23 protein-coding genes and 1 pseudogene are annotated in these 23692 nt (G+C 52.0%); 18 read left to right on the top strand and 6 right to left on the bottom strand.

The window, feature by feature from the left end:
* Positions 1-2: 2 nt before the first annotated feature.
* The 4 genes from F6R98_RS04375 (at position 3) to F6R98_RS04390 (ending at position 4108) form a co-directional block, all read left to right on the top strand.
* A complete protein-coding gene (locus F6R98_RS04375) occupies positions 3-836 on the top strand; it encodes a DUF2806 domain-containing protein (protein WP_153247938.1) in 834 nt (277 codons plus the stop codon).
* 209 nt (positions 837-1045) lie between these two features.
* Complete coding sequence (locus tag F6R98_RS04380) at positions 1046-2215, top strand: metallophosphoesterase (RefSeq protein ID WP_153247939.1); 1170 nt, start codon at positions 1046-1048, stop codon at positions 2213-2215.
* A 10-nt stretch (positions 2216-2225) separates the two neighbouring features.
* On the top strand, positions 2226-3401 hold the full coding sequence (locus F6R98_RS04385; protein WP_153247940.1) for a hypothetical protein: 1176 nt from the start codon (positions 2226-2228) through the stop codon (positions 3399-3401).
* Between the two features lie 167 nt (positions 3402-3568).
* Positions 3569-4108: an OmpA/MotB family protein gene (locus F6R98_RS04390; protein WP_153247941.1), complete on the top strand. Its 540-nt coding sequence runs from the start codon at positions 3569-3571 to the stop codon at positions 4106-4108.
* A gap of 107 nt (positions 4109-4215) precedes the next feature.
* Here F6R98_RS04390 and F6R98_RS04395 read toward each other — a convergent pair whose 3' ends face one another.
* Both F6R98_RS04395 and F6R98_RS04400 read right to left on the bottom strand, forming a co-directional pair.
* On the bottom strand, positions 4216-4596 hold the full coding sequence (locus F6R98_RS04395) for a YajD family HNH nuclease (RefSeq protein ID WP_153247942.1): 381 nt from the start codon (positions 4594-4596) through the stop codon (positions 4216-4218).
* Positions 4597-4711: 115 nt separating this feature from the next.
* Positions 4712-4981 carry a hypothetical protein gene (locus F6R98_RS04400; protein WP_153247943.1) on the bottom strand — a complete coding sequence of 90 codons (270 nt, stop codon included), beginning with the start codon at positions 4979-4981 and terminating at the stop codon, positions 4712-4714.
* Positions 4982-5077: 96 nt separating this feature from the next.
* Between F6R98_RS04400 and F6R98_RS04405 the strand changes: the two genes are divergently transcribed.
* Positions 5078-5500: a gamma-glutamylcyclotransferase family protein gene (locus tag F6R98_RS04405; protein WP_153247944.1), complete on the top strand. Its 423-nt coding sequence runs from the start codon at positions 5078-5080 to the stop codon at positions 5498-5500.
* Positions 5501-5527: 27 nt separating this feature from the next.
* On the opposite strand, the pseudogene F6R98_RS04410 reads toward F6R98_RS04405, so the two are convergent.
* From F6R98_RS04410 to map, 4 genes and pseudogenes are all read right to left on the bottom strand, one after another.
* A pseudogene (locus F6R98_RS04410) lies at positions 5528-6013 on the bottom strand (IS5 family transposase); the annotation flags it as partial.
* A 295-nt stretch (positions 6014-6308) separates the two neighbouring features.
* The gene (locus F6R98_RS04415) at positions 6309-7442 is read right to left on the bottom strand and encodes a carboxypeptidase regulatory-like domain-containing protein (RefSeq protein ID WP_153247945.1); all 1134 of its coding nucleotides are present in this window, start codon (positions 7440-7442) and stop codon (positions 6309-6311) included.
* 329 nt (positions 7443-7771) lie between these two features.
* Complete coding sequence (glnD, locus tag F6R98_RS04420; protein WP_228125082.1) at positions 7772-10384, bottom strand: [protein-PII] uridylyltransferase; 2613 nt, start codon at positions 10382-10384, stop codon at positions 7772-7774.
* Positions 10385-10396: 12 nt separating this feature from the next.
* Complete coding sequence (gene map, locus F6R98_RS04425; RefSeq protein ID WP_153247947.1) at positions 10397-11191, bottom strand: type I methionyl aminopeptidase; 795 nt, start codon at positions 11189-11191, stop codon at positions 10397-10399.
* 194 nt (positions 11192-11385) lie between these two features.
* On the opposite strand from map, the gene rpsB reads away from it, so the two are divergent.
* The 13 genes from rpsB (at position 11386) to F6R98_RS04490 (ending at position 23692) form a co-directional block, all read left to right on the top strand.
* A complete protein-coding gene (gene rpsB / locus F6R98_RS04430) occupies positions 11386-12150 on the top strand; it encodes a 30S ribosomal protein S2 (RefSeq protein WP_153247948.1) in 765 nt (254 codons plus the stop codon).
* Positions 12151-12404: 254 nt separating this feature from the next.
* Positions 12405-13292, top strand: a complete 888-nt coding sequence (gene tsf / locus F6R98_RS04435) for a translation elongation factor Ts (protein ID WP_153247949.1) — start codon at positions 12405-12407, stop codon at positions 13290-13292.
* Positions 13293-13444: 152 nt separating this feature from the next.
* Complete coding sequence (pyrH, locus tag F6R98_RS04440; protein WP_153247950.1) at positions 13445-14167, top strand: UMP kinase; 723 nt, start codon at positions 13445-13447, stop codon at positions 14165-14167.
* A gap of 1 nt (position 14168) precedes the next feature.
* On the top strand, positions 14169-14726 hold the full coding sequence (frr, locus tag F6R98_RS04445; RefSeq protein ID WP_153247951.1) for a ribosome recycling factor: 558 nt from the start codon (positions 14169-14171) through the stop codon (positions 14724-14726).
* Between the two features lie 38 nt (positions 14727-14764).
* Positions 14765-15523: an isoprenyl transferase gene (locus tag F6R98_RS04450; RefSeq protein WP_153247952.1), complete on the top strand. Its 759-nt coding sequence runs from the start codon at positions 14765-14767 to the stop codon at positions 15521-15523.
* Between the two features lie 154 nt (positions 15524-15677).
* Complete coding sequence (locus F6R98_RS04455; protein ID WP_153247953.1) at positions 15678-16496, top strand: phosphatidate cytidylyltransferase; 819 nt, start codon at positions 15678-15680, stop codon at positions 16494-16496.
* Entirely contained in the window at positions 16493-17674 is a 1182-nt protein-coding gene (ispC, locus tag F6R98_RS04460) for a 1-deoxy-D-xylulose-5-phosphate reductoisomerase (RefSeq protein WP_153247954.1), read from the top strand. The genes F6R98_RS04455 and ispC overlap by 4 nt, the downstream gene beginning before the upstream one ends.
* Positions 17675-17681: 7 nt before the next feature.
* The gene (gene rseP / locus F6R98_RS04465) at positions 17682-19052 is read left to right on the top strand and encodes an RIP metalloprotease RseP (RefSeq protein ID WP_153247955.1); all 1371 of its coding nucleotides are present in this window, start codon (positions 17682-17684) and stop codon (positions 19050-19052) included.
* Between the two features lie 25 nt (positions 19053-19077).
* Positions 19078-19806, top strand: coding sequence for a DsbC family protein (locus tag F6R98_RS04470; protein ID WP_153247956.1), 729 nt, complete (start codon positions 19078-19080; stop codon positions 19804-19806).
* Between the two features lie 317 nt (positions 19807-20123).
* Complete coding sequence (locus tag F6R98_RS04475; protein WP_153247957.1) at positions 20124-20498, top strand: DUF423 domain-containing protein; 375 nt, start codon at positions 20124-20126, stop codon at positions 20496-20498.
* Positions 20499-20775: 277 nt separating this feature from the next.
* Positions 20776-21147, top strand: a complete 372-nt coding sequence (locus tag F6R98_RS04480; protein ID WP_153247958.1) for a hypothetical protein — start codon at positions 20776-20778, stop codon at positions 21145-21147.
* A gap of 402 nt (positions 21148-21549) precedes the next feature.
* Positions 21550-22206, top strand: a complete 657-nt coding sequence (locus tag F6R98_RS04485) for a penicillin-binding protein activator LpoB (protein ID WP_153247959.1) — start codon at positions 21550-21552, stop codon at positions 22204-22206.
* A 175-nt stretch (positions 22207-22381) separates the two neighbouring features.
* Positions 22382-23692: an outer membrane protein assembly factor BamD gene (locus tag F6R98_RS04490; RefSeq protein ID WP_153247960.1), complete on the top strand. Its 1311-nt coding sequence runs from the start codon at positions 22382-22384 to the stop codon at positions 23690-23692.

The raw sequence follows: 23692 nt of genomic DNA on the forward strand, positions 1-23692 counted from the left end.
GTATGAGCGATTATCAAAAAATTTTTAATGACGTGCTGTCGAACAAGCCGTTTTTCGATGGCTTGACGCCATGGGATGATGCGAAAGTGTCTGAGCTGGAAGCTCGCGCCGCTACGCGCGCAGACAAACTGGCCGGTTTGCGGCAACAGAATCTGGAGCGGATACTGGGGCTGGCTCAACAGGTGGCCGTACCCGGGGAAATCAATAAAATGGCGCCGCATTCGGATGGTTGGCTGGCGCAGTTTCTAAGCTTTGCTCAGGATGTCACCGATGAGCGCGCGCAACAGTTCTGGGCGGATATCCTGGCTCATTATATTGCCGACCCGGACAGCATTTTCAAGCGCAGTCTGTTCCAGCTGCACCAGATGGATATGTGGGAACTGGAGGCGTTCATCGAATACTGCGCTTTTTCGTTCAGTCTCGAAAGCGGCTGGCGCTTCATGTTCGAAGAGGCGCTGACGCGTCAGGAATTGTGGGGTTATGTGCAGGGTAACGACTATACCCAGCACTTTATCAATGTAGGTCTGCTGTCCGGCGACATCAGCACGCTACATGCACGCAGCGCGCGCGGCATGCGTATCCGCTATGCGGAAAAAGAATACGCATTGCAATTCTCTGCCTCGGCGCAAACGGAATTTACCGCTGCGGGGGGGGAGGATGCTGCTGTACCGGCCCAGGCTGCATTTGGCTATCGCAAGTTTACCCCGGCAGGCCAGCAGCTGGCGCGTGCGGTGCGCTCCAAAACCTTTTACGGCTATGCCCGCAATCTGATCAAGGCGCTGGACAGTGAGCGCGGCGTCGTTTTTCAATTAATAGAGTCTGAAGCGGCTTCGTGAAACAGCATTCCGATAATCTTTCGGTCTTTTGTTCAGCCGTCGTAGCGTCCGGCCTCTGACTTCCCGTAAATACAATAGGTGCTTTGCCGCCTCTTTCCTTACAGGCCGAGAGACACTCTGCGCGTCATGCGCTGAGAGCCTGAACACTTGACATTAGCCTTGCAACTGGCACAGGATCATCTTTAGCCACAAACACCAAGAGATTCATCATGCATATGCATCGGCTATTAATTGTGCTCGGAATACTGGCGTCGCTGAACGTATATGTCGCTTTTCGTATCATTAGCCGTACAGACTGGCTGATACGGCATCGGTTTTGTGCATGGTTGATGGCTACCGGCTTCTTCGCGCTGCAATTGACAGCGCCTTTGGGGGACAGCGCTCTGTTTCCGGCGCTGAAGAAGCAAATCGCCATGGAAGCGCCATTCACCGTCATTAATTGGCTGTCCTATAGCGCGCTGGGTATTTTCTCTTGTCTGTCCGTTTACATGATCGCCGCCGATTGCATGGGGGCAGTCTGGAAACGGATTCCCAGGGCGCAGTCACTCCCCTTTAATTTTGAGCGGCGAGCGTTGCTTACATTGGGGGCTGCGGCGCTTGGCACCGGGGTTACCGGCATCGGACAGGCCGTATCCGGTCCGAGGGTGCGCGCGGTCAATATCCCTCTGTCCGGGCTTCCCGCCGGTTTTGATGGATTCAGGATAGCCCAGATATCCGATTTACATGTCGGGCCGACTATAGGACGCGACTATACTGAAAATGTGGTGCGTATGGTCAATGCGCTAAAACCGGATCTGATCGTACTCACCGGCGATTTTGTCGACGGCTCCGTCCGGGAGTTGAAGGACGATGTGGCGCCCTTGCGCGAGCTCGAAGCGCCGCACGGGACATTCTTTGTCACCGGAAATCACGAATACTATTCAGGGGCAGCCGAATGGATTGATGAATTCACTACGCTGGGCGCGCGCGTTTTAAGCAATGAACACGTCCTGATCCGGCGCAATAACGAAGAAATCGTGCTGGCCGGCGTGACCGACTACTCGACTTTGCACATGCAGACTCCCGACGCATCGAACCCGAAAAAAGCGCTCGAAGGGGCTCCGCATTCTCGCGTCAAAGTCCTGCTTGCCCACCAGCCGGTCAGTTACCGGATGGCGCAAGCGGCCGGCTTCGATCTGCAGCTTTCCGGCCATACACATGCCGGACAATATTTTCCGTTCAGCCTGTTCATCCGGCTATTTCAACGTTATTACAAAGGTTTGAATCGGTATGAAAATATGTGGGTATATGTCAACAGCGGTACCGGATATTGGGGGCCGCCATTAAGAGCGGGCGTGCCATCGGAAATTACTTTAATTCAACTAAAGCAGGAAGCTTAGAAGATATCCCATGAATAAGTTAATAGTGTTGCTGATAGTTTTTGTTGTGAACGGCTTGTCATCCTGCACATGGGTGGACGAAGAGAAGATGGGCGATCTGGTATATAACGAATACCCCAAGGGAAGTTCACCCCTGAGAATAACGCTGATTGACGATAACTCGCACATTAAAAACCCGACAGTAGAACTTTACAATATAAGTCTGGAATACGATCTTAAAGAAGCTTATTTAAACGGAATTAAATCCATGCTCATGTCGATATTTTCAGGTGTTGATATTAGCTCGTCTCCTGTTAACACGGATCGGTTTTATGCAATTCCCTACTTCGACTATGTAACCGATTATAGCGGCAAATATAACGCTGCATTTAAGTTTATGGTGCGTATCGATATATTCGAGTCGGATACCGGGGCGCTGGTAAAAAGTTACAGGACATCGGATCGTGTGGATTTCCAATCGCCGCATCATGCCACTAGTATCGGGATGCTGAATGCGTTTACGTTTTATTCCATGGCGCCCGTGACTATGCCTATCGCCTCCAAAATAGATGGCGAGTACGGAAAAAACTTGATTGAAGCAACTATCAAAAACTCGCTCGATGACATAAGATCTGAGATTAACAACGACGCGAGTCTTATCATGGATAAATCATCCATAGTCAATTGTTATTCAATCCTGAAATCAGATCCGTCTGTTGGTAATATCGCCTCCAAAATAGCAATAGGCAATATCGATGATCAATCTGTAGCGATGATGTCCAATGATGATAAACCCACTTTTGCCGAAACGAAGGAAATAGAAATATACAAGGAAAAAGCAGCCCAGTGCTGGGGCGATGCAGACCGGTTCTACTCGAACTCATACGTTTCCAAAGCGTTAAAGGTGCTGCACGAAGAAACAAAATCCGTTTTTCTTAATCTGCTTACGCTGTTGGAGAACAAGGCGATAACCTACGGAGAGTTTGCACGAATGAGGCAAAGTATAGCCAGTGCTTCCATTGCCGCCCGAGAGGATATAAATATTGAACTAAGCAAGGAAACAGCACCGCATGCTTGGAAAGCGCTGCAAATTGCTTCGGAAGCGCATAGTTCGGATAATAAAATAATCGAGGATATAGCGCATAAACTTCATGTAAATATAATCAATATAAAAAAGGAAAATGCCGAAAACTTTACCATGCATTAAATGCGCGGCCACCTTCTGCGATGACGCGGCTGCAACAACAGGCGTTCATGATAGAGGGCGATGCTCACGCTGTGGCCAGTCGATAGAGTAACGAAACAGCCACTCAGTCAAGGTCCGGGGTGCCGTATAAAACCATTAATACTCGCATAAAAAAGGAGAGTGTGAACATGATCAGAAAAATTGCTATCCCTTTATTGACCGCGGTTGCGATTTCGGGTTGCGTGACGCAAAAGCAATACGACAGAGATATGGGAGCCGAACGGCAGCTGAATCAGCAACTCAGTGCGGAAGTTCAGGCCGACAGGGTCAAAATTACCCAGCTTAACGATCGCTTAAGAGTGACGATGGAGGATGAGTTGCTTTTTTCTGAAGGCGGCTGGGAAATCCACTCAAACGGTAAGAGCGTTTTGGATAAAATCGTCCCGGCTTTACAGAAGACGACTGATCGCCGGGTCGAAGTGGAAGGCTATACGGATAATGTGCCTATCGGCGCTCATCTTCAGCATCGTTTCCCGAGCAACTGGGAGTTGTCCGCCTCCCGCGCTGCCGAGGTGGTCAAATATCTTCAGAAAAAGGGCGTCGATCCCAGCCGTTTGACGGCTGCGGGGCATGGCGAGTACCAACCGGTTGCCTCCAATGCGACGCCGGTGGGAAGGCAGCAAAATCGCCGTACGGATATCGATTTAGTGCCGATCCTGAAACAGTAAATAGTGGGTATTTATTGTTGATTTGTATCAGTTCAGCAGCCGGTTTGGGATTGGGGTAAGCCGTGTTCAGACTGGCTTACCTCAATCCGATGGTCTTCATTTCAAGCTCAATCGCTTTTTTTCAGCAAAGCGCCTAAATCGGCGAAGGCCTTGAAGGTGCCGGTTGTATCCTTGCCTCCGCTGTTCGAGCTGCGCGTCAGTTCGGCATTGATATAGCGTGAATGCTCATTATCATGGCAATACAGGCACAGCAACTCCCAATTGCTGCCATCTTCCGGATTGTCGTCATGATTATGATTTTTGTGATGGACAGTCAGCTCGGTTAAACTCTTGAGCGTGAATTCCCGTGCGCAACGTCCGCAAATCCACGGATACAATTTAAGCGCCCTTTCTCGATAGCCGCGTTCGCGATCTTCCTGATTGCGTCTGGCTTCGACAACGATACGGTCGAGCTTGGCATGATCCGGGTTGTTTTTTCTTACTGGCATGGACTTACCTTTGCAGTGCGCCGGTTTTGTCGAGCGAAGCCACGGGTACAACCGTTGACGGTTGGTGTGACCCTGTCCCCGCTGGTTTCACAAAAACCGTGTAGTCTTGATGAAATTATTTTGTCTTTTCGCTTTTTACTTCAACCTTGGCTGCCGACATAGTGTACTCAATGGTCACTTTCGCGCCTTTTTGCAGGTCGCCTTTAGTTTGAGTCTGTGCGTCGCGGGCAATTTCCCACTTTTCCTTGCCCTTCGCTACGGTAATGGTGCTGTCGGTAAGGTCCAGAACCGGTCCGGTGACTTGATAGGTTTTGCCGGCGAATGCCGGAGTGGTGACGGACAAGACGCCTACGAGAGCTAAAGCCTGTTTTAATGGTGATTTCATGGTAACAACTCCTTAGATAGTTTGTGAGAGCGTCAATAAGATAAAGACTTTTCTCGATAAAGGTCAAATAATATCGTTATCGAACCGAATAAAAAGATGACAAAGATTTTGAAAACCATGCATGTACAGTTCTTGTTCGTATACGGCAGTTTGATGCGCGGCGCCAGTCTGGATACTCACCCTTTGCTGGCGCAACACGCCGCGTATGTCTGCGCCGCGATGTGGCAGGGGAGGCTTTACCGGGTAGATTATTATCCGGGGGCGGTGAAAACCCAGACTGTCTCGGATCGCGTGCATGGGGAACTGTATCGGTTGCATGAACCCGGCGATTTGTTGGCGCGTCTGGATCAATATGAAGAGTGCGCTCCGGAGTTTCCCGAGCCGACCGAGTATGTTCGCAGCAAAGAAAGCGTGGTCATCGAGAATGGCGATAGTGTGCGCGCGTGGATTTATCTGTACAATTGGCCGCTGGTTAAACTCGAACGTATCGAATCCGGCGACTTCAGGCGTGGAGGGTAGGCTCTGACGTGGCGTCCAAGAAGCTGTTCATAATCTTTTCAGTAATAACGCCAGGAAGGCCAGATGGATAAACTGCAAGCCGGTATTGAGCTCGCGCTCGCAGTTTTTCCATAAACGCCGGCATTTTTCCAACCAGGCGAATGAACGTTCAACCATCCGGCGTTGAGGTATCACCGCAAAGGTATGTAGCTCGTTACGCCTGGCTGCCTGCACGGTTGCCCCCGGTTTCTCTTTAACCGCCCGGGCAAACGGTTGTCCGCTGTAACCGCCATCCACCAATCCGCTACGCACCTGCTGAAGACTCGAGAAACATCGATCGAAGGCCCCCGGCGCTCCCTGGCGATCGGTTACTTCCGCCGTGCTGACCGCAATCGCATGCGGCAGACCCTGCGTGTCCACGGCACTATGCCGCTTGATGCCGGAAGCTTTTTTGCCCGCGTCGTAGCCTTTATGCCGCGAGCTATCCGTGTTCCTGACGCTCTGCGCATCGACGATCAAAAAGCTTGTCGAGGCGTTACTGATATCGCTCGGGTATTTTTTCTCATTCTGCTATTTTACGACTTTTCAGCAAAAATCGTGAACAGCTTCTAAAGAGGTTTCGGCTATGATGATCGAGGTGAAGAGGTGAAGAGGTGAAGAGGTGAAGAGGTGAAGAGGTGAAGAGGTGAAGAGGTGAAGAGGTGAAGAGGTGAAGAGGTGAAGATCAATAAAGGCAAACGCCCTTCATGAGGCAAGACCAAGCTTGGTCCGTTAATGAAGAAGGGCGTCCTTTTTCCTCAATGGTTTTGCAGTATTAATAGTAATAGAATTATTTATTATTCATCGGGTAGGTCAGTGTCGTATTTCCTTTGCATTTGCCGTACTCAGGAATTGTCGGTCTTCCTTTGCCGCCCCATGGCGTTCCTGTATTGAAAACAGTGTAAGGAATGGAAAAGTTGCCAGCAAATAATTTTACAGTAGCATTCGGAGGTAAGTTATATAATACATGGGGGCTGTTTTTGACTGCATTGCGCATATCGCCAAGCGATAAGTCAATGACACGTTTTACGCCCCCGGAAGTAACTTCCGCTTTAATTGTGAGTTGACCTCCGTTTTTTCCCGGCTGCTTGAATTTTTCGAAAAATGATTCCTCAATCTCTATTGTAACGCATGCCGGTTCTGTTTTTTTCCAGTCAAAATTCCATAATGTAAAGTGAGATACGGCGCCTTCATAGCGGCCCGTATTCTTGTTTAAAGACGCTTCTTTAGCATCTTCTTTCCACGCGCCTTTGTTTTCATCATACGACCAGAGTTGTACTGATGATTCGGTACTGCTTGCCGGTATGGAAATGGCTGCCTGCTTTCCTGCCGCGAGTTTGTATTTAGCGCTGCCGTTGGCGTCGGTAAAATCGGCGGAAAAAACCCCTGCGCTTTCCAGGTAACCCGCAGTTGCATTGCTGCCGTCCATAAATCCCATGTCGCCCGGCATTTGTTCATTATCAAGATTGTATGTGTATACCGATACAGTTACGGGCGTGTTGGCTTTTAGTAATCGGCCTGATGCGTCCGTTAATGAGTTGGCGCCCAGTATGATTTGAGTTCCGCGTGAATCTTTTATGGTGTTGTCAATAGAGGAAATAATATTGATGGTTTCCGCCTTGGGTAAGGTGAGCTTAAGGTTTGTGTTCCCATAGTCATGCTCAACCTGGGAGGAAAAGCCGTAGCCGAATTTTTTTGCATTAATTGTGTAGCGGTTTGTTCGCGCAACTACGATTTCAAAATAGCCGTTTTTATCCGTTTTATAACCTGCGCCGTTCACAGTTACGGTTGCATTCTCAACCGGTTTTCCTGTCTGGTCATACACATAGCCTGCAAAAGGTTCTTGTTCGCCTGCAGCATAAGCCGACAGGGTGCTTGCTGTCAATAAAGTGTAAACAAGTATTGCCTTGTAAGTTAGTTTCATTGTGTTTTTCCCTGAGTCGACTCAAAACGTAACGTTTGAAGGTTGAATTATAAATATCAGGTAACGACCAATTCTATTCATCGACCGGTTTGCCTGCAGGCTATAATATGAGCCGCTGCTTATGTATGTGGATGAATAAGGGTTGTTGGATAAAACCCTGATGGTAAGCAGGCTGGAGTCTACGTTGCTTTGCTTGCACGGTCACCTGTCAAAGTTGACAGGTGACCGTGTGTTCCGTCAATTCATGGGGGTTGAGGGCGCCTGAATAAAACAACGCAGGGATCAATTGGGCCAGCAATCAGTCAAAAGTCTTGCGTAATCACATACCGTTACGCCGACTCTACCAGCTCCAATAGCGTTTCCACGAGTTCTTTACGTTGCCGTTCTTCGACCAGAGGACGATCATTCTGGTCGGTGATGTAAAAAATATCCTCGACGCGGCTGCCAAGCGTCGAGATTCGGGCATTGTGCAGGCGTATGCTGTGTTTATGAAACGCCCGGCCTACCCGCGACAGCAAACCGGGCCGGTCGGTTGAGATAAGCTCGAGGATCGAATAGCGGTTTTGAGGATCGTCGTGAAAGCGGATGTCGGTCGGCACTTTGAAATGCCTGGATTGACGGGACTGGCGGCGCTGCACATGAGGCAGGCTTGCATTGGGATCGCTGTTGCCGAGGCATTCGCGCAGCCGTGTGCAGATTTGTATGTGTCTGCGCTGATCCTTGATCGGGCTGCCGTTCTGTTCCAGAACCTGATAACTATTGATCGCGAAGCGGTTGCTGGTGGTTATGATTCTTGCATCCAGGATGGTTAGTCCGAGCTGGTCGAGTATTGCGCTGGTTTGTGTGAAGATGAAATCGCGGTTGTGCGTGTAGATGAACACTTCGGCGCTTCCCCGGTGACTGGTGGGGCGCAGCAGCACCAGCGGCAGTGTTTCCAACTCGCTGGAAGAGATGGCGACCGTATGCCAGGCAATTTCGTCGGCATGAAAGCGCAGAAAATACTCGTCGCCTATATTATCCCATACCTGAGTGATAGCGGCTTCATTCAGACCCAGACGCCGCAGCAGCGCGCGGGCCTCGCTACGCACGAAGGCGGTTTTGTCGGCAAGCGCAACAGGGTTCTCCAGGCCGCGCCGAAACGCGCTGCGCGTCGATGTAAACAGTTCTCTCAGCAACGCGCCTTTCCAGGCGTTCCATAAGTTGGGGTTGGTGGCGCGTATATCGGCAACCGTCAGCAGATACAGGTGATTCAGACGGTTGCTATCGCGGACCAGCGCGGCAAAGTCATGGATGACATCGGGGTCGCTGATATCCTTGCGTTGAGCGGTCATGGACATCAGCAGATGATGGCGTACCAGCCATTGCACCAGCGCGGTGTCTTCCGCATCAAGTCCGTGTCGTTTGCAAAACGCATGCGCAATGGTCTCGCCGACGACGGAGTGATCGCCGTTGCTGCCTTTGGCGATATCGTGCAGCAATCCGGCGATGTAGAGCAGCTCCGGTTTTTCGATCAGCGTAAAAATTTCATTACAGTGAGGGTGGTCGGACCTGAATTTGTCCAGTGCAAAACGGCGGAGATTGCTGACGACGAAAAGCGTATGCTCATCGACGGTGTAGACATGAAAAAGATCATACTGCATGCGTCCGACGACTCTGCCGAATTCGGGCAGGTAGGCGGCCAGCAAGCCGTAACGGTTCATTTGCCGGAGCTGATCGGTAATGCCGCTGGGCTGACGCAATATTTCCATGAACAGCCTGCTGGCGGCGGGACTGGCGCGAAAGTCCTCGTTAATCAGTGCGACGTTCTGGCGGATCAGGCGTATGGTTGACGCGCCGATGCCGAGCACGCCGGGTTCGCGCTGCAGGATTAAAAATACGTCCAGCAGTTTCAGCGGGTTATCGGCGAATACGTTTTCATGCCGTACTTCCAGATAATGATTGAGTATTTTAAAACTTTCGTCGATTTCGCGCGTTTGCGCCGATGACGGCGCGACTGTCAGATGCTCGCGAAACAGTTGCAGCACCATTTCGTTCAGGCGTTCTATGCTTACGACGGTGCGGAAATAGCGCTGCATGAACTGCTCGACCGCTGCATTCAAGTCATCCTCATGGCAGCCGAATTCGCCGGCCAGATCCTTCTGGTAGTCGAACAGCAAGCGATCCTCGCAGCGCCCGGTAAGCGCATGCAGCGCAAAGCGAACCGCCCACAAAAAGGACCGGTTATCCATGAGTTCGTCATACTCCGCCTGGGTAATCCATAGCCGTTCTACCAGGTCATGAATGTCTTGCGAGCTGTTTCGATGCTTGATGATCCAGCCCAGCAGATGAATATCTCTCAATCCTCCCGGCCCTTCCTTGATATTGGGTTCCAGGTTATAGGCTGTTTCATGATATTTGGCGTAACGCTGGTCCCGTTCGGCCAGTTTTGCAGCGAAGAAAGCGGGTTGCGACCATGGCGCATCGTCTGCAAGCCGCTGTTGCAGCGCATCCGACAGGCTCGCTGCCCCTTGCAGATGACGCAGTTCGGTCAGCGCGGTCCTTATGGTGTGATCGTTGGCGGCCAGAACGACGCATTCGTCGACGTTGCATACGTTGTGACCGATTTTGAGACCGATATCCCATAATGCGGTAGTGAACCGGGTCAGCGCGGAGCGCTGTTGCTGAGCTTGTTCGCCGTTGGCGGCGACCAGGATCAATAAATCAATATCGGCGTAGAGGTGCAGTTCCCGGCGTCCATAACCGCCGGTTGCCAGTAGCGCCGTCTGTTCGCCGTAATCGCCCAGAAACTCTCTCCAGAGTTCGGCAAGCAAGCGATCCATGAAGTCGGAGTTTTCAAGAATGATGGCGTTGATGTTGATAGGGCGTTGCGCGCGAAAATTCAGTATCGCAGCCGAGTTATTGCTCTGTATCAGGGTTTTGTAGTGCGCTATCGTATTGTGCACGGCGGTTATCGTTTACTGAGCGCGTGTGTCCGGTTTAACTTTCTGTAATTCTTCCTGCCTGAGAGTCAGAATTTCGTAGCCGTCGGCTGTGACCAGAACCATATGTTCCCATTGCGCGGACAGGCTGTGGTCGCGGGTAACCGCCGTCCAGCCGTCAGGCAGGATTCTAAGGTGGCGCTTGCCCAGGTTGATCATCGGCTCAACGGTAAAAATCATCCCTTCCCTGATTTCCAGTCCTTGTCCAGGCTGGCCGTAATGAAGCACCTGAGGCTCTTCATGGAAATTACGGCCGATGCCGTGTCCGCAAAATTCCTGCACTACCGAATAACTGTTGGATTCGGCATGGCGCTGTATGGCGTGGCCGATATCGCCCAGATGTGCGCCAGGTCTGATTTGTTCTATGCCCAGGAACATGGCCTCCTGCGCAATGGCAACCAGCCGTTTCGCCCGTATGGAGGTTTCGCCGATCAGAAACATTTTACTGGTGTCGCCGTGAAAACCGTCCTTGATCACCGTGATGTCAATATTGACAATATCGCCTTGCTTCAAAACCTTGGCTCCAGGGATACCGTGGCAGATCTGATGGTTGACGGAGGTGCAGATCGATTTGGGAAAACCCCGGTAGTTCAACGGCGCGGGTATCGCCTTCTGCGTGCCGACAATATAGTCATGGCAGATCCGATCGAGCTCTTCCGTCGTGACGCCCGGTAAGACATAAGGTTCCAGCATTTCCAATACTTCGGCGGCAAGTCGGCCGGCAATGCGCATTTTCTCGATTTCCGCAGATGTTTTTATCAGAACGCTCATGGTTGCCTGTCAGGTAAATAATTGTCGGGATAGGCCGGTTATGGTATAAAGGGTGGCTTTTTAAAGCAACTACACACACGTATCGTCACATGCATTGGGGTGCCGGCCCAAGCCGGTGAATGTCTGGGATACGTGGAGGATTAACCCACGCGAGGCGGCTCAGGCTGTCTCTTTTATCGTTTTCAGGAGTATAGATGTCAAATGTAACAATGCGTCAGATGTTGGAGGCGGGCGTACACTTCGGCCACCAGACGCGCTATTGGAATCCTAAAATGGCGCCATATATTTTCGGCGCGCGCAGCAACATACATATTATCAATCTCGAAAAAACATTGCCGCTGTTTAACGACGCAATGAAGTATATCGAGCAGGTCGTTGCCAATCGTGGAAAAATTTTGTTCGTAGGAACCAAAAAGACTACCCGTAGGGTCGTTCAGGAAGAGGCGAGCCGTTGTGGCATGCCCTTCGTAAATTATCGCTGGCTGGGCGGCATGCTCACCAACTTCAAGACCATTAAACAGTCCGTTTCACGCATGAAAGACCTTGAGGCCATGCGCGACGACGGCCGTTTAAACCGGTTCAGCAAAAAGGAAGCGCTGGGCATGATGCGCGAACTTGATAAACTGGTGCAGGGCCTGGGCGGAATCCGCGATATGGATAAGTTGCCGGACGTACTGTTCGTACTGGATGTCGGTTACGAGAAAAACGCCATCAGCGAGGCGCTGAAGCTGGGAATCCCGGTTGTCGGCATTGTCGACACCAATAACAGTCCGCTAGGGATCGACTATATCATACCCGGTAACGACGACTCCATACGCGCCGTGCAACTCTATGCGCATAGTGCAGCGGACTCTGTGTCGCAGGGTAAGAGCAGCGGCGCGAATTTTGTCGCGGGCGCCGACGACGAGTTCGTCGAATTGGAAGTTAGCGCCGAGATTGAAATCGATCAAGGCGAGTGATGACCGGTTTTTAGCCGTTCGCCCTCGGGTGAAAAACGCCTCCTGACCGGGAGGCGTTTTTATATTTTTATGATGGGGCGGGATGTATTGCTGTGCCTCTCCTGCTTGGGTGGCCGGATCATATCGCAGGTTGCCGGGTAGTGCTTGTTTATCTCATAAAAAGCATGTGATTTCAATGATGTGAGATTTTTTGCTCGCTATCGCTTAATATCCTCGGAAGAGGGCGGTTACTGATTAACGTAAGAGGTGCTTGAATGAATATTTCTGCAGGAATGGTTAAAGAGCTGCGCGAACGTACCGGCTCCGGGATGATGGAGTGTAAGAAGGCTTTGGTTGAAGCCGGCGGAGACCTGGAGGCGGCAGTCGAAATCATGCGTAAATCCGGATTGGCAAAGGCCGATAAAAAGTCGGGCAGGACGGCGGCGGAAGGGCTTGTTTCTATTGCCGTGAGCGAGGACAACAAACGCGCTGTGATTCTCGAAACCAATTGCGAAACCGATTTTGTCGCAAAAAATGAAGATTTGATCGAGTTTACCGATCAGGTCGCGCAATGCATACTTAACTCGCCGGTCGATGCGCTGGACGAGTTATTGGCGACGGTATTGCCAGGTGGTGCCGGCATCAGTATCGATGAGCGTAGAAAAGAGCTGATTGCCAAGCTGGGTGAAAATATCAACGTACGCCGTTTTGAGCGTTTTGTTTCCGAGGCGGGGATCAACGCCAGCTATCTGCACGGCGTGCGTATCGGCGTTCTGGTTGAAGTCGCGGGAGGCGATCAGGATCTGGGGCGTGACATCGCCATGCATATCGCAGCCAGCAGTCCGGTGTGCGTGGATGATTCCGGTGTGCCGGCCGAAACCATCGAAAAGGAAAAGACAATTTTTTCCGCTCAGGCGGAAACCAGCGGCAAACCGGCGAACATCATCGAGAAAATGGTCGAAGGCCGCATAAAGAAATTCCTTGCGGAAGTCACCCTGGTCGGACAGCCTTTTGTCAAGGACCCGGATCAAACGGTAGGTGCGCTGCTAAAATCAAAAGGAGCAAGCGTACCCCGGTTCGCTCGCTACGAAGTGGGGGAGGGCATAGAAAAGGAAGAAAGCAACTTTGCAGAAGAAGTAATGGCCCAGGTGCGCGGCTCCTGAAGCGGCTATTGTTCGGTGGAGCGTTCGGGGTTGAATGTTAAGGCTTGATGCGGGCGAATGAAACAATGCAGGAGGGTTTTGTTGTTGAAAGCTGCCTTAAAGCTTTGCAGGCCGTTTTGAGCAGGCAGGTATAAACTACACGGAGTCATTGAATGAGTAATCTAGCCTACAAACGTATTCTGCTGAAACTGAGCGGGGAAGTGTTGATGGGGGAGCAGGGCGCTGGAATAGATCCTCATACTGTTCAGCGTCTTGCCTCTGAAATCAACGATCTGTGCCGGGCCGGTATCGAACTGGGCCTGGTCATCGGCGGAGGTAATATCATTCGAGGCGCGGAAAAGGCTTCGGAGGCGCTGGACCGCGTTACCGGCGACCATATGGGCATGCTGGCTACCGTTATCAACGCGCTGGCGATGCAGGATGCGCTGGAGCATATGGGGCAGCAGGTGCGGGTGATGTCCGCGCTTAAGATCAACCAGGTTTGCGAGGACTACATCAGGCGGCGCGCCGTGCGCCATCTCGAGAAAGGTCGGGTGGTGATTTTTGCAGCCGGTACCGGTAATCCTTTTTTTACAACCGACTCCGCCGCCAGCCTGCGGGCGATCGAAATTGGAGCCGATCTGCTGATCAAGGCTACCAAGGTTAACGGCGTTTATTCAGCCGATCCGGTGAAGGTGGCTGATGCGGTTTTTTACCCAGAACTGACTTACGACGAGGCCTTGGATCAGCGCCTTAACGTGATGGACACCACTGCATTGGTGCTCTGTCGCGATCACAGCATACCGCTGCGCGTGATGAATGTTTTTCAGACGGGAGCGATTATGCGTCTGGCGCAGGGCGAAGCCATAGGTTCTTTGATAGTGAGCGAGAAATAACATGACAGATGATATCCAGCGCCGCACCAGCGAGCGGATGACAAAAAGCATAGAAGCGCTGAAACAGGAGTTGACGCGAATCAGAACGGGCCGGGCGCATCCCAGCCTGCTCGATCATGTCACGGTTAATTATTACGGTAACGACGTGCCGCTTTCCCAGGTCGCCAATGTCACGGTCGAGGACTCGCGCACCCTGGCGATAACGCCGTGGGAAAGAAGTATGATAGGCGCAATTGAAAAAGCGATCATGACTTCCGATCTCGGACTTAATCCCGCTACCAACGGACCGGTTATCCGCGTTCCTTTGCCGGCGTTGACCGAACAGCGGCGCAAAGACCTGGTGAAAGTCGTGCGCGCCGAGGCGGAAAACGGGCGCGTTGCTATCCGCAATATACGCAGGGATGCCAATACCGAGTTGAAAAATGCGTTAAAAGACAAGCTGATCTCCGAGGACGAGGGGAAAAAAAGCGAAGATCAAATACAAAAACTGACTGATCAGTATGTCAAGGAAGTGGAAGCCATTCTGGAGCAAAAGGAAAAAGATCTGCTCGCAATCTAGATAATGTTAAATTCAATCAACAGCATCCGGAACTTACATTGGTCGCCGAAATAACACAGCAACTACCACGACATATCGCCATAGTCATGGATGGGAATGGGCGCTGGGCGACACAGCGCCATCTCCCACGCTCGGCCGGTCATCAGGCCGGTGTTCAGACCGTGCGTAAAATTGTAGAGTTTTGCAGCAATCGCGGTATCGAGGTGTTGACGCTGTTTGCGTTCAGTAGTGAAAACTGGCGCAGGCCGGCTCAGGAAGTTACATTGCTGATGCGTTTGTTTCTGGAAGCTCTGGAGCGGGAAACCCGCCGTCTGCACGAAAAGAATGTGCGCCTGTGCATAATTGGCGATCGCCAGGCGCTGGCGCCGGCGCTGCAACAGCGCATGTTTTCCGCTGAGGCGCTGACGGCGGAAAATACCGGATTACGACTGGTAGTCGCCACCAATTATGGCGGCCGCTGGGACATAATCCAGGGTGCGAAACAGTTAGCGCTGCAGGTCGGGCAGGGTACGATAGCGGCACAGGATATTACCGAAGCCTTATTTGAGGAGTATCTGTCGTTAAACGGTTTTCCATCCCCGGATTTGCTGATACGCACCGGCGGAGAACACCGCATCAGTAATTTCCTGCTATGGCATCTGGCTTACACCGAGCTTTATTTTACCGATACGCTATGGCCGGACTTCGATGAAAGCTGCATGGAGGAGGCGCTCCGCGATTTTTCCTCTCGGCAGCGCCGCTTCGGACGTACAGGCGCGCAGGTCGATCAGTGCGCAACGAGGTTGTCCGGCAAGTAGCCTATTCCGTTAAAATCGTCAGCGTCTGTCCGGAGTTTGGCGAATCTCGGCTCGATGCCTTCGTCGTGCTCAGCTCTAACGGAGTCGAAGGCTCCGGCCGAAATTTCGTGTGTTTTGGTGTAACTATCCAATAGATTCAGATACGAGAAAGATCATGCTTAAAAACAGAGTTATTACAGCAGTTGCCCTGGCGCCGCTGATCATCCTGGGGATACTTTATCTTCCCGAGATATGGGTAGCTGTAGCTTTCGCTGCATTTATAGCGGTATCGGCATGGGAGTGGTCGGATTTGTCCGGGCTGACCGCGCTGAAATCCAGGCTGGGCTTTGTTGCATCGACCGTGCTGCTGATGGCGACCTACCGGTACTGGGCAGGCTACCTGCTGGAATGGCTGGCCTGGCCGGTCGTGGCGTGGTGGTTTGTGCTCAGCATCCTGATAAGAAGGATACCTGCAAAGCTGGTGTCATTTAACTACCCGGTAGCGTTCAGACTGTTTATCGGAGTTTTTGTACTGGTCAGCGCCTGGATACTGCTGGTCTGGACGCTGGTCAATCTGGGGCGGATACAATTGCTTTATCTGCTGCTGCTGATATGGGTTGCCGATATTGCCGCCTACTTTAGCGGGAAACAATGGGGGTTGACCAAACTTTGCCCTGAAATCAGCCCGGGGAAAACGGTTGCGGGATTGTATGGGGCGTTACTGGCCGCTATTGCGTTTGCAATAGCCGTTGGTGTGTACAAGGAATTCAAAACCGTATTACTGGTCGACTTCGTTGTGCTCTCCGCGCTTACCGTCGTGGTGTCGGTAGTCGGCGATCTTTTCGAGAGTTTGGCCAAACGTGTCAAAGGCGTAAAAGACAGCGGCTCCGTGCTTCCCGGCCACGGTGGCGTTCTGGATCGTATCGACAGTATTCTGGCGGGTGTGTCCGTCTTTTACGCCGGATGCTCTGAACTGGGGATCTACTTTCAATGAAAGGCATCTGCATATTGGGATCTACCGGTTCCATCGGCGTCAGTACGCTTGATGTCATTGCGCGCCATCCCGAACAATACAGCGTCGTTGCGTTAACCGCGAACAATAACCTGGATAGATTGTTCGAGCAATGCCTTAAGCACCGTCCTGTGTATGTCGTGTTGCTCGATCAGGCCAAGGCGGATGAATTCACACTCAAACTGAAATCGGCCGGACTAACCGGCATAGCAGTTCTGCGCGGCGCAGAAGCTCTGGAGCAAGTTGCGTCGCTGCCGGAAGTCGATAGCGTCATGGCCGCCATAGTCGGGGCCGCCGGTCTGCTGCCGACGCTCGCCGCGGCAAAAGCGGGTAAAACCGTGCTGCTGGCCAACAAGGAAGCCCTGGTGATGTCCGGCTCTCTGTTCATGCAGGAAGTCACGCGTTCCGGGGCACGGCTATTACCGATAGACAGCGAGCATAACGCGATTTTTCAGTGCATGCCGGCAAATTATTGCGCCGGTCATGCCGCCCTGGGCGTGAGACGGATACTGTTGACGGCGTCGGGTGGTCCGTTTCTCAATCGTGCGTTGAGCGATTTGCATGATGTAACGCCCGATCAAGCCTGCGCGCATCCGAATTGGGTCATGGGCAGGAAAATATCGGTCGATTCGGCGACCATGATGAACAAGGGGCTGGAAGTCATCGAAGCCTGTTTGTTGTTCAATCTTCCTCCCGAGCAGATTCAGGTCGTTATTCATCCGCAAAGCGTTATTCACTCCATGGTGGACTATGTCGACGGCAGTGTGCTGGCGCAGATGGGTAGTCCCGATATGCGTATTCCTATCGCTCATGCGCTGGCATGGCCGCAGCGTTTCGATTCAGGCGCGGAAATGCTGAATTTGTTCGCAATCGGGCAACTCAATTTTGTGGCGCCCGATTTCGAGCGTTTTCCTAACCTGCGTCTGGCTTATCAGGCTGTCAAGGCAGGCGGCGTCATGCCCGCAGTTTTAAATGCCGCCAATGAAGCGGCTGTAGCTGCATTCCTTGAGCGGCGGCTGCCTTTTACCGGAATTCCGCAGATAATCGAATCCTGCATGGAGAGAGTTAGTCAACGGCCGGCCGACAACATTGCGGCAGTGCTCGAAGCGGATGGCGAGACCAGAGCCCTGGCCGAAAGCGATATCAAGAATCGAGGTTAGACAGTCCATGTCATCTTTACCGATTGCGGCGCATACCCTGTTTTATTTTCTACTGGCGCTGGTTGTTTTGATTGCCGTGCATGAAACGGGACACTTTATTGCCGCGCGCAAAATGGGCGTCAAGGTGTTGCGGTTTTCGCTGGGTTTCGGGGTGACTCTGTATCGCTACCAAGCAAGGCCCGACGCGACGGAATTCGTGATTGGCGCGATACCGCTGGGCGGTTATGTCAAAATGGTTGACGAGCGCGAAGGCGCTGTTGCCGAGTCGGATTTGTCGTACGCCTTTAACCGGCAATCCCTGTATAAAAGAGCCTTGATTGTCGTAGCCGGCCCGCTGGCCAACCTGCTGCTCGCTTTCCTGCTGTACTGGACGGTTTTGGTGGTCGGCGAAACCGGAATGCGTCCGGTGCTGGGACCAGTGACGCCAGCCAGTCTGGCGGCTGTCGCCCAGTTTGAAGAAGGCGATGAAATCGTCGGTGTGGATAGTACGCGCACGCCCACGTGGAGTCTTGCGCTGACCACGATACTGGAAAAGCTGACCGATAAGGGAAGCGCCCGCGTGGAAGTGATAACTGAAACGGGGGAGCATCGCGAGCGCTTGCTGTCGGCGTCTGCCGATAGCGCACTGCACCCCGAGTTATTGCATGAAAAACTCGGCTTTCAACCGCGTCAACCGATATTGCCGGCGCAGGTGGGCCGCGTGATAGCCGGCGGCGCAGCCGAACGCGCCGGTTTGCAGGCAGGGGATCAGTTGCTCAGCGTCGATGATACGCCAATAAAAAACTGGCCTTTTTGGGTTGATTTCGTGCGTAAACACCCGGAGCAGACCCTGCATTTGCGTTATGAACGCGACGGCGTGCGTTTGGAAACTGTTATTACACCGATCGCGGTTGATACGACGGAGGGACGTGTCGGGCAAATAGGTGCAGCCGCGCATGTTCCCGATGCAATACGCGCGGCCATGGAAGTGGAGTATCGTCTGGCCCCGTTTCCAGCCTTATCGGCTGCGTGGACGCAAACGATTGATTTGAGCGGGTTGACCGTGCGCATGCTGGGGCGCATGGTGACCGGCCAAGCTTCCGTGGAAAATTTAAGCGGCCCGATCAGTATTGCCCAGTACGCCGGTCAATCCGCAAGCATGGGGTTTTTACATTTCATCAAGTTTCTTGCCGTTGTCAGCGTCAGTCTGGGCGTGTTGAATCTGATGCCCATACCTGTGCTGGATGGCGGGCATCTTTTTCTTTTTTTGCTCGAAGCGGTAAAAGGCTCGCCGGTTTCGGAGCGGACGCAGTTATACTTCCAGAAGCTCGGCGTAGTGTTGCTGGTTTCGTTAATGCTATTAGCCTTTTTTCTCGATATCAAGCGTGTCTTGGCTTGATTATGCTCTGAAATGTGAGTGTCCTATGAAAAAAATAATTCTGATTGTTTCAGTGCTCCTGGGCGGATTCTCCCTGCTTGCCGGCGGTGCGGCCAGAGCGGATTCGTCCGCAGTCGGCACTATAGAAAAATCCGTGGTTGAGGCTTTGCATGGTGAAAAGCCGGACTCGATCAAACCGTCTCCTATTCACGGGTTGTATGAAGTTACGATCGGGCCGAAACTGTTTTATGTATCGGATGATGGCGCCTTTCTGATACAGGGCCATATTGTCGATTTGAAGGCGAAAGACGATGTAACGGAGCCGCGTCAGGCCGCAGCCAGGATTGCTGCGCTGAATAAGCTTGGTCTCGACAAAATGATAGTTTTCAAGCCCAAAACCACTAAACACCCGATTTATGTGTTCACAGATATCGATTGCGGTTACTGCCGTAAACTGCATTCTGAAATCGATCAATATCTCGGGGTAGGAATAGAAGTGCGTTACCTGTTTTTTCCAAGGGCTGGTGAAGGTTCGGATTCCTGGCAGAAGGCGGAATCCGTCTGGTGCTCGAAAGATCGAAACGCCGCGATGACCAAGGCCAAAAAAGGAGAAACTACGCAAGCGCCTCCCTGCAAGAATCCAGTAGCCGAGCAATACAAGCTGGGTACCGATCTGGGGGCGAACGGCACGCCGATGATCGTAACAGAAAAAGGCAGTATTTTGCCGGGCTATGTTCCGGCTGCGCAGCTTTCCAAAATGCTGGATGAGGAATAGTTGCCATAACTGTCACGAGGGCAGCATAATGCTGCTGCCCCGTGTTTGGTTGTTTAGGCCGAGTTTGATCGATAGTCCTTGTTTGTATTCGGTCGTTTACGGAGTTCCAAACAAAACGCGCTTTCAGCAAATGATATGGCTCTTCGGCGGACGTAGAGCATTGTTTGGCCCGACTGCACCGGGTATTTTAATAGCTTGCGGGTACAGCTAGTCTTTTAGGGGAGTCTGCCCTGTTCATCCGGGCTGGCTGGCGCATGATTCATGCGCGATAAAGATACCCGTTATTGAAAAGATATCTTCAACATAGCGGAGGTAGCATGTTTAGAGCTTTTCTGCTTTTGGGCTCCATTTCCGCCTTTCTGGCCGTAGCGCTGGGCGCTATCGGCGCCCATGCGTTTCGAAGCCAACTTTCCGAATACAGCCTTTCTATTTACCAGACCGCTGTGCAATATCAATTCTTGCATGCGTTTGGGCTTATCCTGATAGCATTGCTGAGTGCAACCCGTCCCTCTTCCCGTATATTGTGCTGGTCAGGTTCACTAATGGTTATAGGTATCCTGCTTTTCTCTGGCAGTCTTTACACTCTGTCCATAACTGCTGATAAGTTTTACGCGATCTTTACCCCCATGGGCGGCATAGCTTTTTTATGTGCATGGATGCTGCTGGGCATCCATGCATGGCGATTACGTTAAAAGGATTCTAACTGCTCATGGCGCGAATGTCCCCACTATCAAGCAAAAACGCTCGCGCCATAATCCGATCCTCTCAACACAGCCTCTTCCCGGGGTGGTTGTCAGGTGTTCGCTTCGTGATTTGTACGAGTATGTTGTCTTGCTCGGCCGAAACGCTTGGCGGCGCTGCAGAGTTATGTCGGACTTTATTGTTGTGATATGCGATTAATTGACTCAGAATGCCTGACTGCCAGCAGCGGTTTTACGGTATCTGGTCAATCTCTCCCTGGGAGGTAAAATGACGCTTATTGCTCTCGTTATAGGTTTTTCCATCGTGGCCCTGGGCGCGCTGGGCATTATTTCACCAGCGAAGTTGCTCGGCTTTGTTCGGGGCTTCGACAGTTTGGCCGGATTATACGCCGCCGCGGCTTTTCGTATTGTGCTGGGCATCGCGTTGCTCTACGCCGCGCCGGTTTCCCACATGCCTGGGCTTATTCGCATATTGGGTATGGTTATTCTGGCTGCCGGACTGGTCTTGCCGTTTATCGGACTTAATCGTTTTCACCGGATCGTGGCTTGGTGGTGCTCTCAAGGGTTGACCGTTATTCGCGTTTGGGCGGGCTTTGTTTTCGCGTTTGGCCTGTTTCTGGTCTATGCTGTCGTAACCTGACTCTTCAGGCCGGGGAGGACTACGGTTTTTCCCTTGGCATCCGGCCAATTCGATAATTTCAAATGATTAGTACTTCTGGTCAAGAAAAGGCGTTATTGACCTTCCCCTCGGTTCCAGCATAATAATATTGTAACTATTCAGCATGCCCGCGGGAGATGAAGTAAGTTGAGTCAGGCGAGACCTTCTTGTACCCTTAAGGGCGGGGAGTGGAGAGCTTCCAGGGCTTGTTCTGAGCGTAGCCGAAGGGGATGGACTTGCAGTGGAAATATACCGCACGCATCCGTGTATCTCGAATGGCTTGCATTACTTCCCGCTGCTTCGGTCTCATGAATCAGCAGTACTCGCTGAATAATTACAAAATAATGAGCCAATATAAACGCCACTGTTGAGGAGTGAGCATACATGCGAGATCGCCAAAATTCGAAGCCGTTATTTCAATTTCTCATCAGCTTAATTCTGGGTATTGCGCTGGCCGCCTGCAGCGGGGGAAATGTAAAGAATGCCGGCGGCGTTCCAGCCATGGAAGTAGATCCCACAGTGAAAGGGCCGGTTTCAGGCGTGGGGATTGAGGCTTATGACATTGTTTCCATGACCGATAAAATGCTGAGGGATATTCTCGCCACCCCGCAGATTGCAGCTCGTCAAACCCCGCCCAGAATTATCATTGACGGTTCCGACTTTACCAACGAAGGGTCGCAGCCCATCAATAAGAACCTGATTATAAATCGTCTGCGAGTAGAGCTTAACCGCTCCGCCAAGGGTAAGATCAAATTTATCGGCCGTGAGTACGATTATGCACTGCAACGCGAGCGATCGCTCAAGCGTGAAGGTGAAACCGATATCGGCACAACCGGTCTGACTAAAGCGCTGTTCGGGGTCGATTTTAAGCTTGTCGGGAGTATCGGTACGCTCGATACCAGCTCTTTCCGCAGTAGCGGGATGTATCAGCGCTATACCCAGGTTACCTTCGAAATGCTCGACCTGGAGAGCGGGGAAATTATCTGGAGCAATAATTACGAAATTGAAAAAGCGGCCGCCGATAGCGCGGTATATCGCTGAGATCTAGCTTGTCCACCCGCTCTAATGACTGCGATACTCCAATGAAAATGCGGTCGCGTGGGGTACACAATGGTTACCGTTACGGGCAGGTAAGATATTCGTAACGGTAGCCTGCTCGTTGAAACCCGACTTCGAGCGAATAAGTTATTTCCGAAAATTAAGCTTAAATATTCAAATGCGGAAAAGTTATTGGTTTTTTGTCGCTGCGGCGCTTGTGGAGACGCTATTGAGCGGGTGCGCCTCAATTGATCGAAACTATCTTGCTCAACCTGCAGAAATACAGGCGTTTATTGCGAATAAACCCGCTGAGCTGCGCCCTTTTTTTAAAACGCTATTCGAAGATGGCGAGCGTAATGCAGTTTTAAATGAAGACCGCCTGGGACTTGCGGCCCTCGAAGCCCGGCACTATGCCATTGCGGAACATGCGCTTGATGACGCTATTGCGCGGATCGACGCTATTTATGCCAATAATCCGCAGGCGGAAGCGGCGCGTTCCAATTTTCATCAGGAAAAAGTTAAAGACTTCAAGGGCGAAGCCTACGAGCGCGCCATGACATATTATTATCGGGGACTTCTTTATCTGCGCTCAGGTGAGTACGACAACGCCAGGGCGGCTTTCCTCGGCGCCAGCCGTCAGGATAGATTTTCCGAAAACCCGAGCTACAACGAAGATTTCGGTCTTATGGATTATTTGGCGGGTTGGTCATCCATGTGCATGGGGGATCAGGCGTCGGCGCAGGATCATTTGCGCCGCGCCGCGCGCGTCACGCCATCGTTGACGAATCTGATCGATAATCCGGGCAAGTTTCTGGCTATCATGGAGTCCGGATATGCACCTCTAAAGATTAGAGAAGGTAAGTATCAGGAATTGCTGCAGTTTACCGACAATCCGGCCAACCGGAATAGCGATGTTCGATTGTACCAGGGGCATGCCGCCGTCGGCACGCCTGTTATGGCCGGGGATCTGTACTATCAGGCCGAGACCCAGGGCGTGCGCGTTGTCGATACGATCAACGCAGACAAGGCCCAATTCAAAAACAATGCGTATACTGCTGCCGGGGTGGGTGGCGTAATAGCCAGAACTGGAACGATGATGACATTCTCACGCGATTCGAAAAGCCGGGATGCGGGTTTGGCGATGATTGCGGCGGGTGCTTTGGTGAGTCTGATATCCAGCGGTATCGCGGCTGCTACTACGCCGGAGGCGGACATCCGGACGTGGGAAGGCTTGCCCAGGCACATTTATCTGGAACCCCTGGAAACTCCGCCATCCGATCTGGGCGCGCTGACCATGAAGGTGCATGCTGCTTCGGAGCCGGTTTCGTTCGCTGTGAACTCTCAGCATGGCGAATGCGGATTTGCCTGGGCGCATTTCCCTTCGGCAAAACAACAGTTACCCCAAGCCCAAATCATACCCGAAGATACCGGTGAGCAGCGCGGGCAAGAAAATATGGCCTTTCGCGAACGATTGAAAACGCAGTTTTAA

Origin of the sequence: Candidatus Methylospira mobilis (genome assembly GCF_009498235.1) — a bacterium.
Taxonomy (GTDB): domain Bacteria; phylum Pseudomonadota; class Gammaproteobacteria; order Methylococcales; family Methylococcaceae; genus Methylospira; species Methylospira mobilis.

Coding starts and splice junctions, on each gene's coding strand:
- F6R98_RS04490 (WP_153247960.1), top strand. CDS start 22,382: ATGCGGAAAAGTTATTGGTTTTTTGTCGCTGCGGCGCTTGTGGAGACG.
- frr (WP_153247951.1), top strand. CDS start 14,169: ATGACAGATGATATCCAGCGCCGCACCAGCGAGCGGATGACAAAAAGC.
- pyrH (WP_153247950.1), top strand. CDS start 13,445: ATGAGTAATCTAGCCTACAAACGTATTCTGCTGAAACTGAGCGGGGAA.
- rseP (WP_153247955.1), top strand. CDS start 17,682: ATGTCATCTTTACCGATTGCGGCGCATACCCTGTTTTATTTTCTACTG.
- F6R98_RS04475 (WP_153247957.1), top strand. CDS start 20,124: ATGTTTAGAGCTTTTCTGCTTTTGGGCTCCATTTCCGCCTTTCTGGCC.
- F6R98_RS04390 (WP_153247941.1), top strand. CDS start 3,569: ATGATCAGAAAAATTGCTATCCCTTTATTGACCGCGGTTGCGATTTCG.
- F6R98_RS04395 (WP_153247942.1), bottom strand. CDS start 4,596: ATGCCAGTAAGAAAAAACAACCCGGATCATGCCAAGCTCGACCGTATC.
- rpsB (WP_153247948.1), top strand. CDS start 11,386: ATGTCAAATGTAACAATGCGTCAGATGTTGGAGGCGGGCGTACACTTC.
- F6R98_RS04405 (WP_153247944.1), top strand. CDS start 5,078: ATGACAAAGATTTTGAAAACCATGCATGTACAGTTCTTGTTCGTATAC.
- F6R98_RS04455 (WP_153247953.1), top strand. CDS start 15,678: ATGCTTAAAAACAGAGTTATTACAGCAGTTGCCCTGGCGCCGCTGATC.
- F6R98_RS04415 (WP_153247945.1), bottom strand. CDS start 7,442: ATGAAACTAACTTACAAGGCAATACTTGTTTACACTTTATTGACAGCA.
- F6R98_RS04480 (WP_153247958.1), top strand. CDS start 20,776: ATGACGCTTATTGCTCTCGTTATAGGTTTTTCCATCGTGGCCCTGGGC.
- F6R98_RS04485 (WP_153247959.1), top strand. CDS start 21,550: ATGCGAGATCGCCAAAATTCGAAGCCGTTATTTCAATTTCTCATCAGC.
- F6R98_RS04375 (WP_153247938.1), top strand. CDS start 3: ATGAGCGATTATCAAAAAATTTTTAATGACGTGCTGTCGAACAAGCCG.
- F6R98_RS04380 (WP_153247939.1), top strand. CDS start 1,046: ATGCATATGCATCGGCTATTAATTGTGCTCGGAATACTGGCGTCGCTG.
- F6R98_RS04400 (WP_153247943.1), bottom strand. CDS start 4,981: ATGAAATCACCATTAAAACAGGCTTTAGCTCTCGTAGGCGTCTTGTCC.
- F6R98_RS04385 (WP_153247940.1), top strand. CDS start 2,226: ATGAATAAGTTAATAGTGTTGCTGATAGTTTTTGTTGTGAACGGCTTG.
- tsf (WP_153247949.1), top strand. CDS start 12,405: ATGAATATTTCTGCAGGAATGGTTAAAGAGCTGCGCGAACGTACCGGC.
- map (WP_153247947.1), bottom strand. CDS start 11,191: ATGAGCGTTCTGATAAAAACATCTGCGGAAATCGAGAAAATGCGCATT.
- F6R98_RS04470 (WP_153247956.1), top strand. CDS start 19,078: ATGAAAAAAATAATTCTGATTGTTTCAGTGCTCCTGGGCGGATTCTCC.
- ispC (WP_153247954.1), top strand. CDS start 16,493: ATGAAAGGCATCTGCATATTGGGATCTACCGGTTCCATCGGCGTCAGT.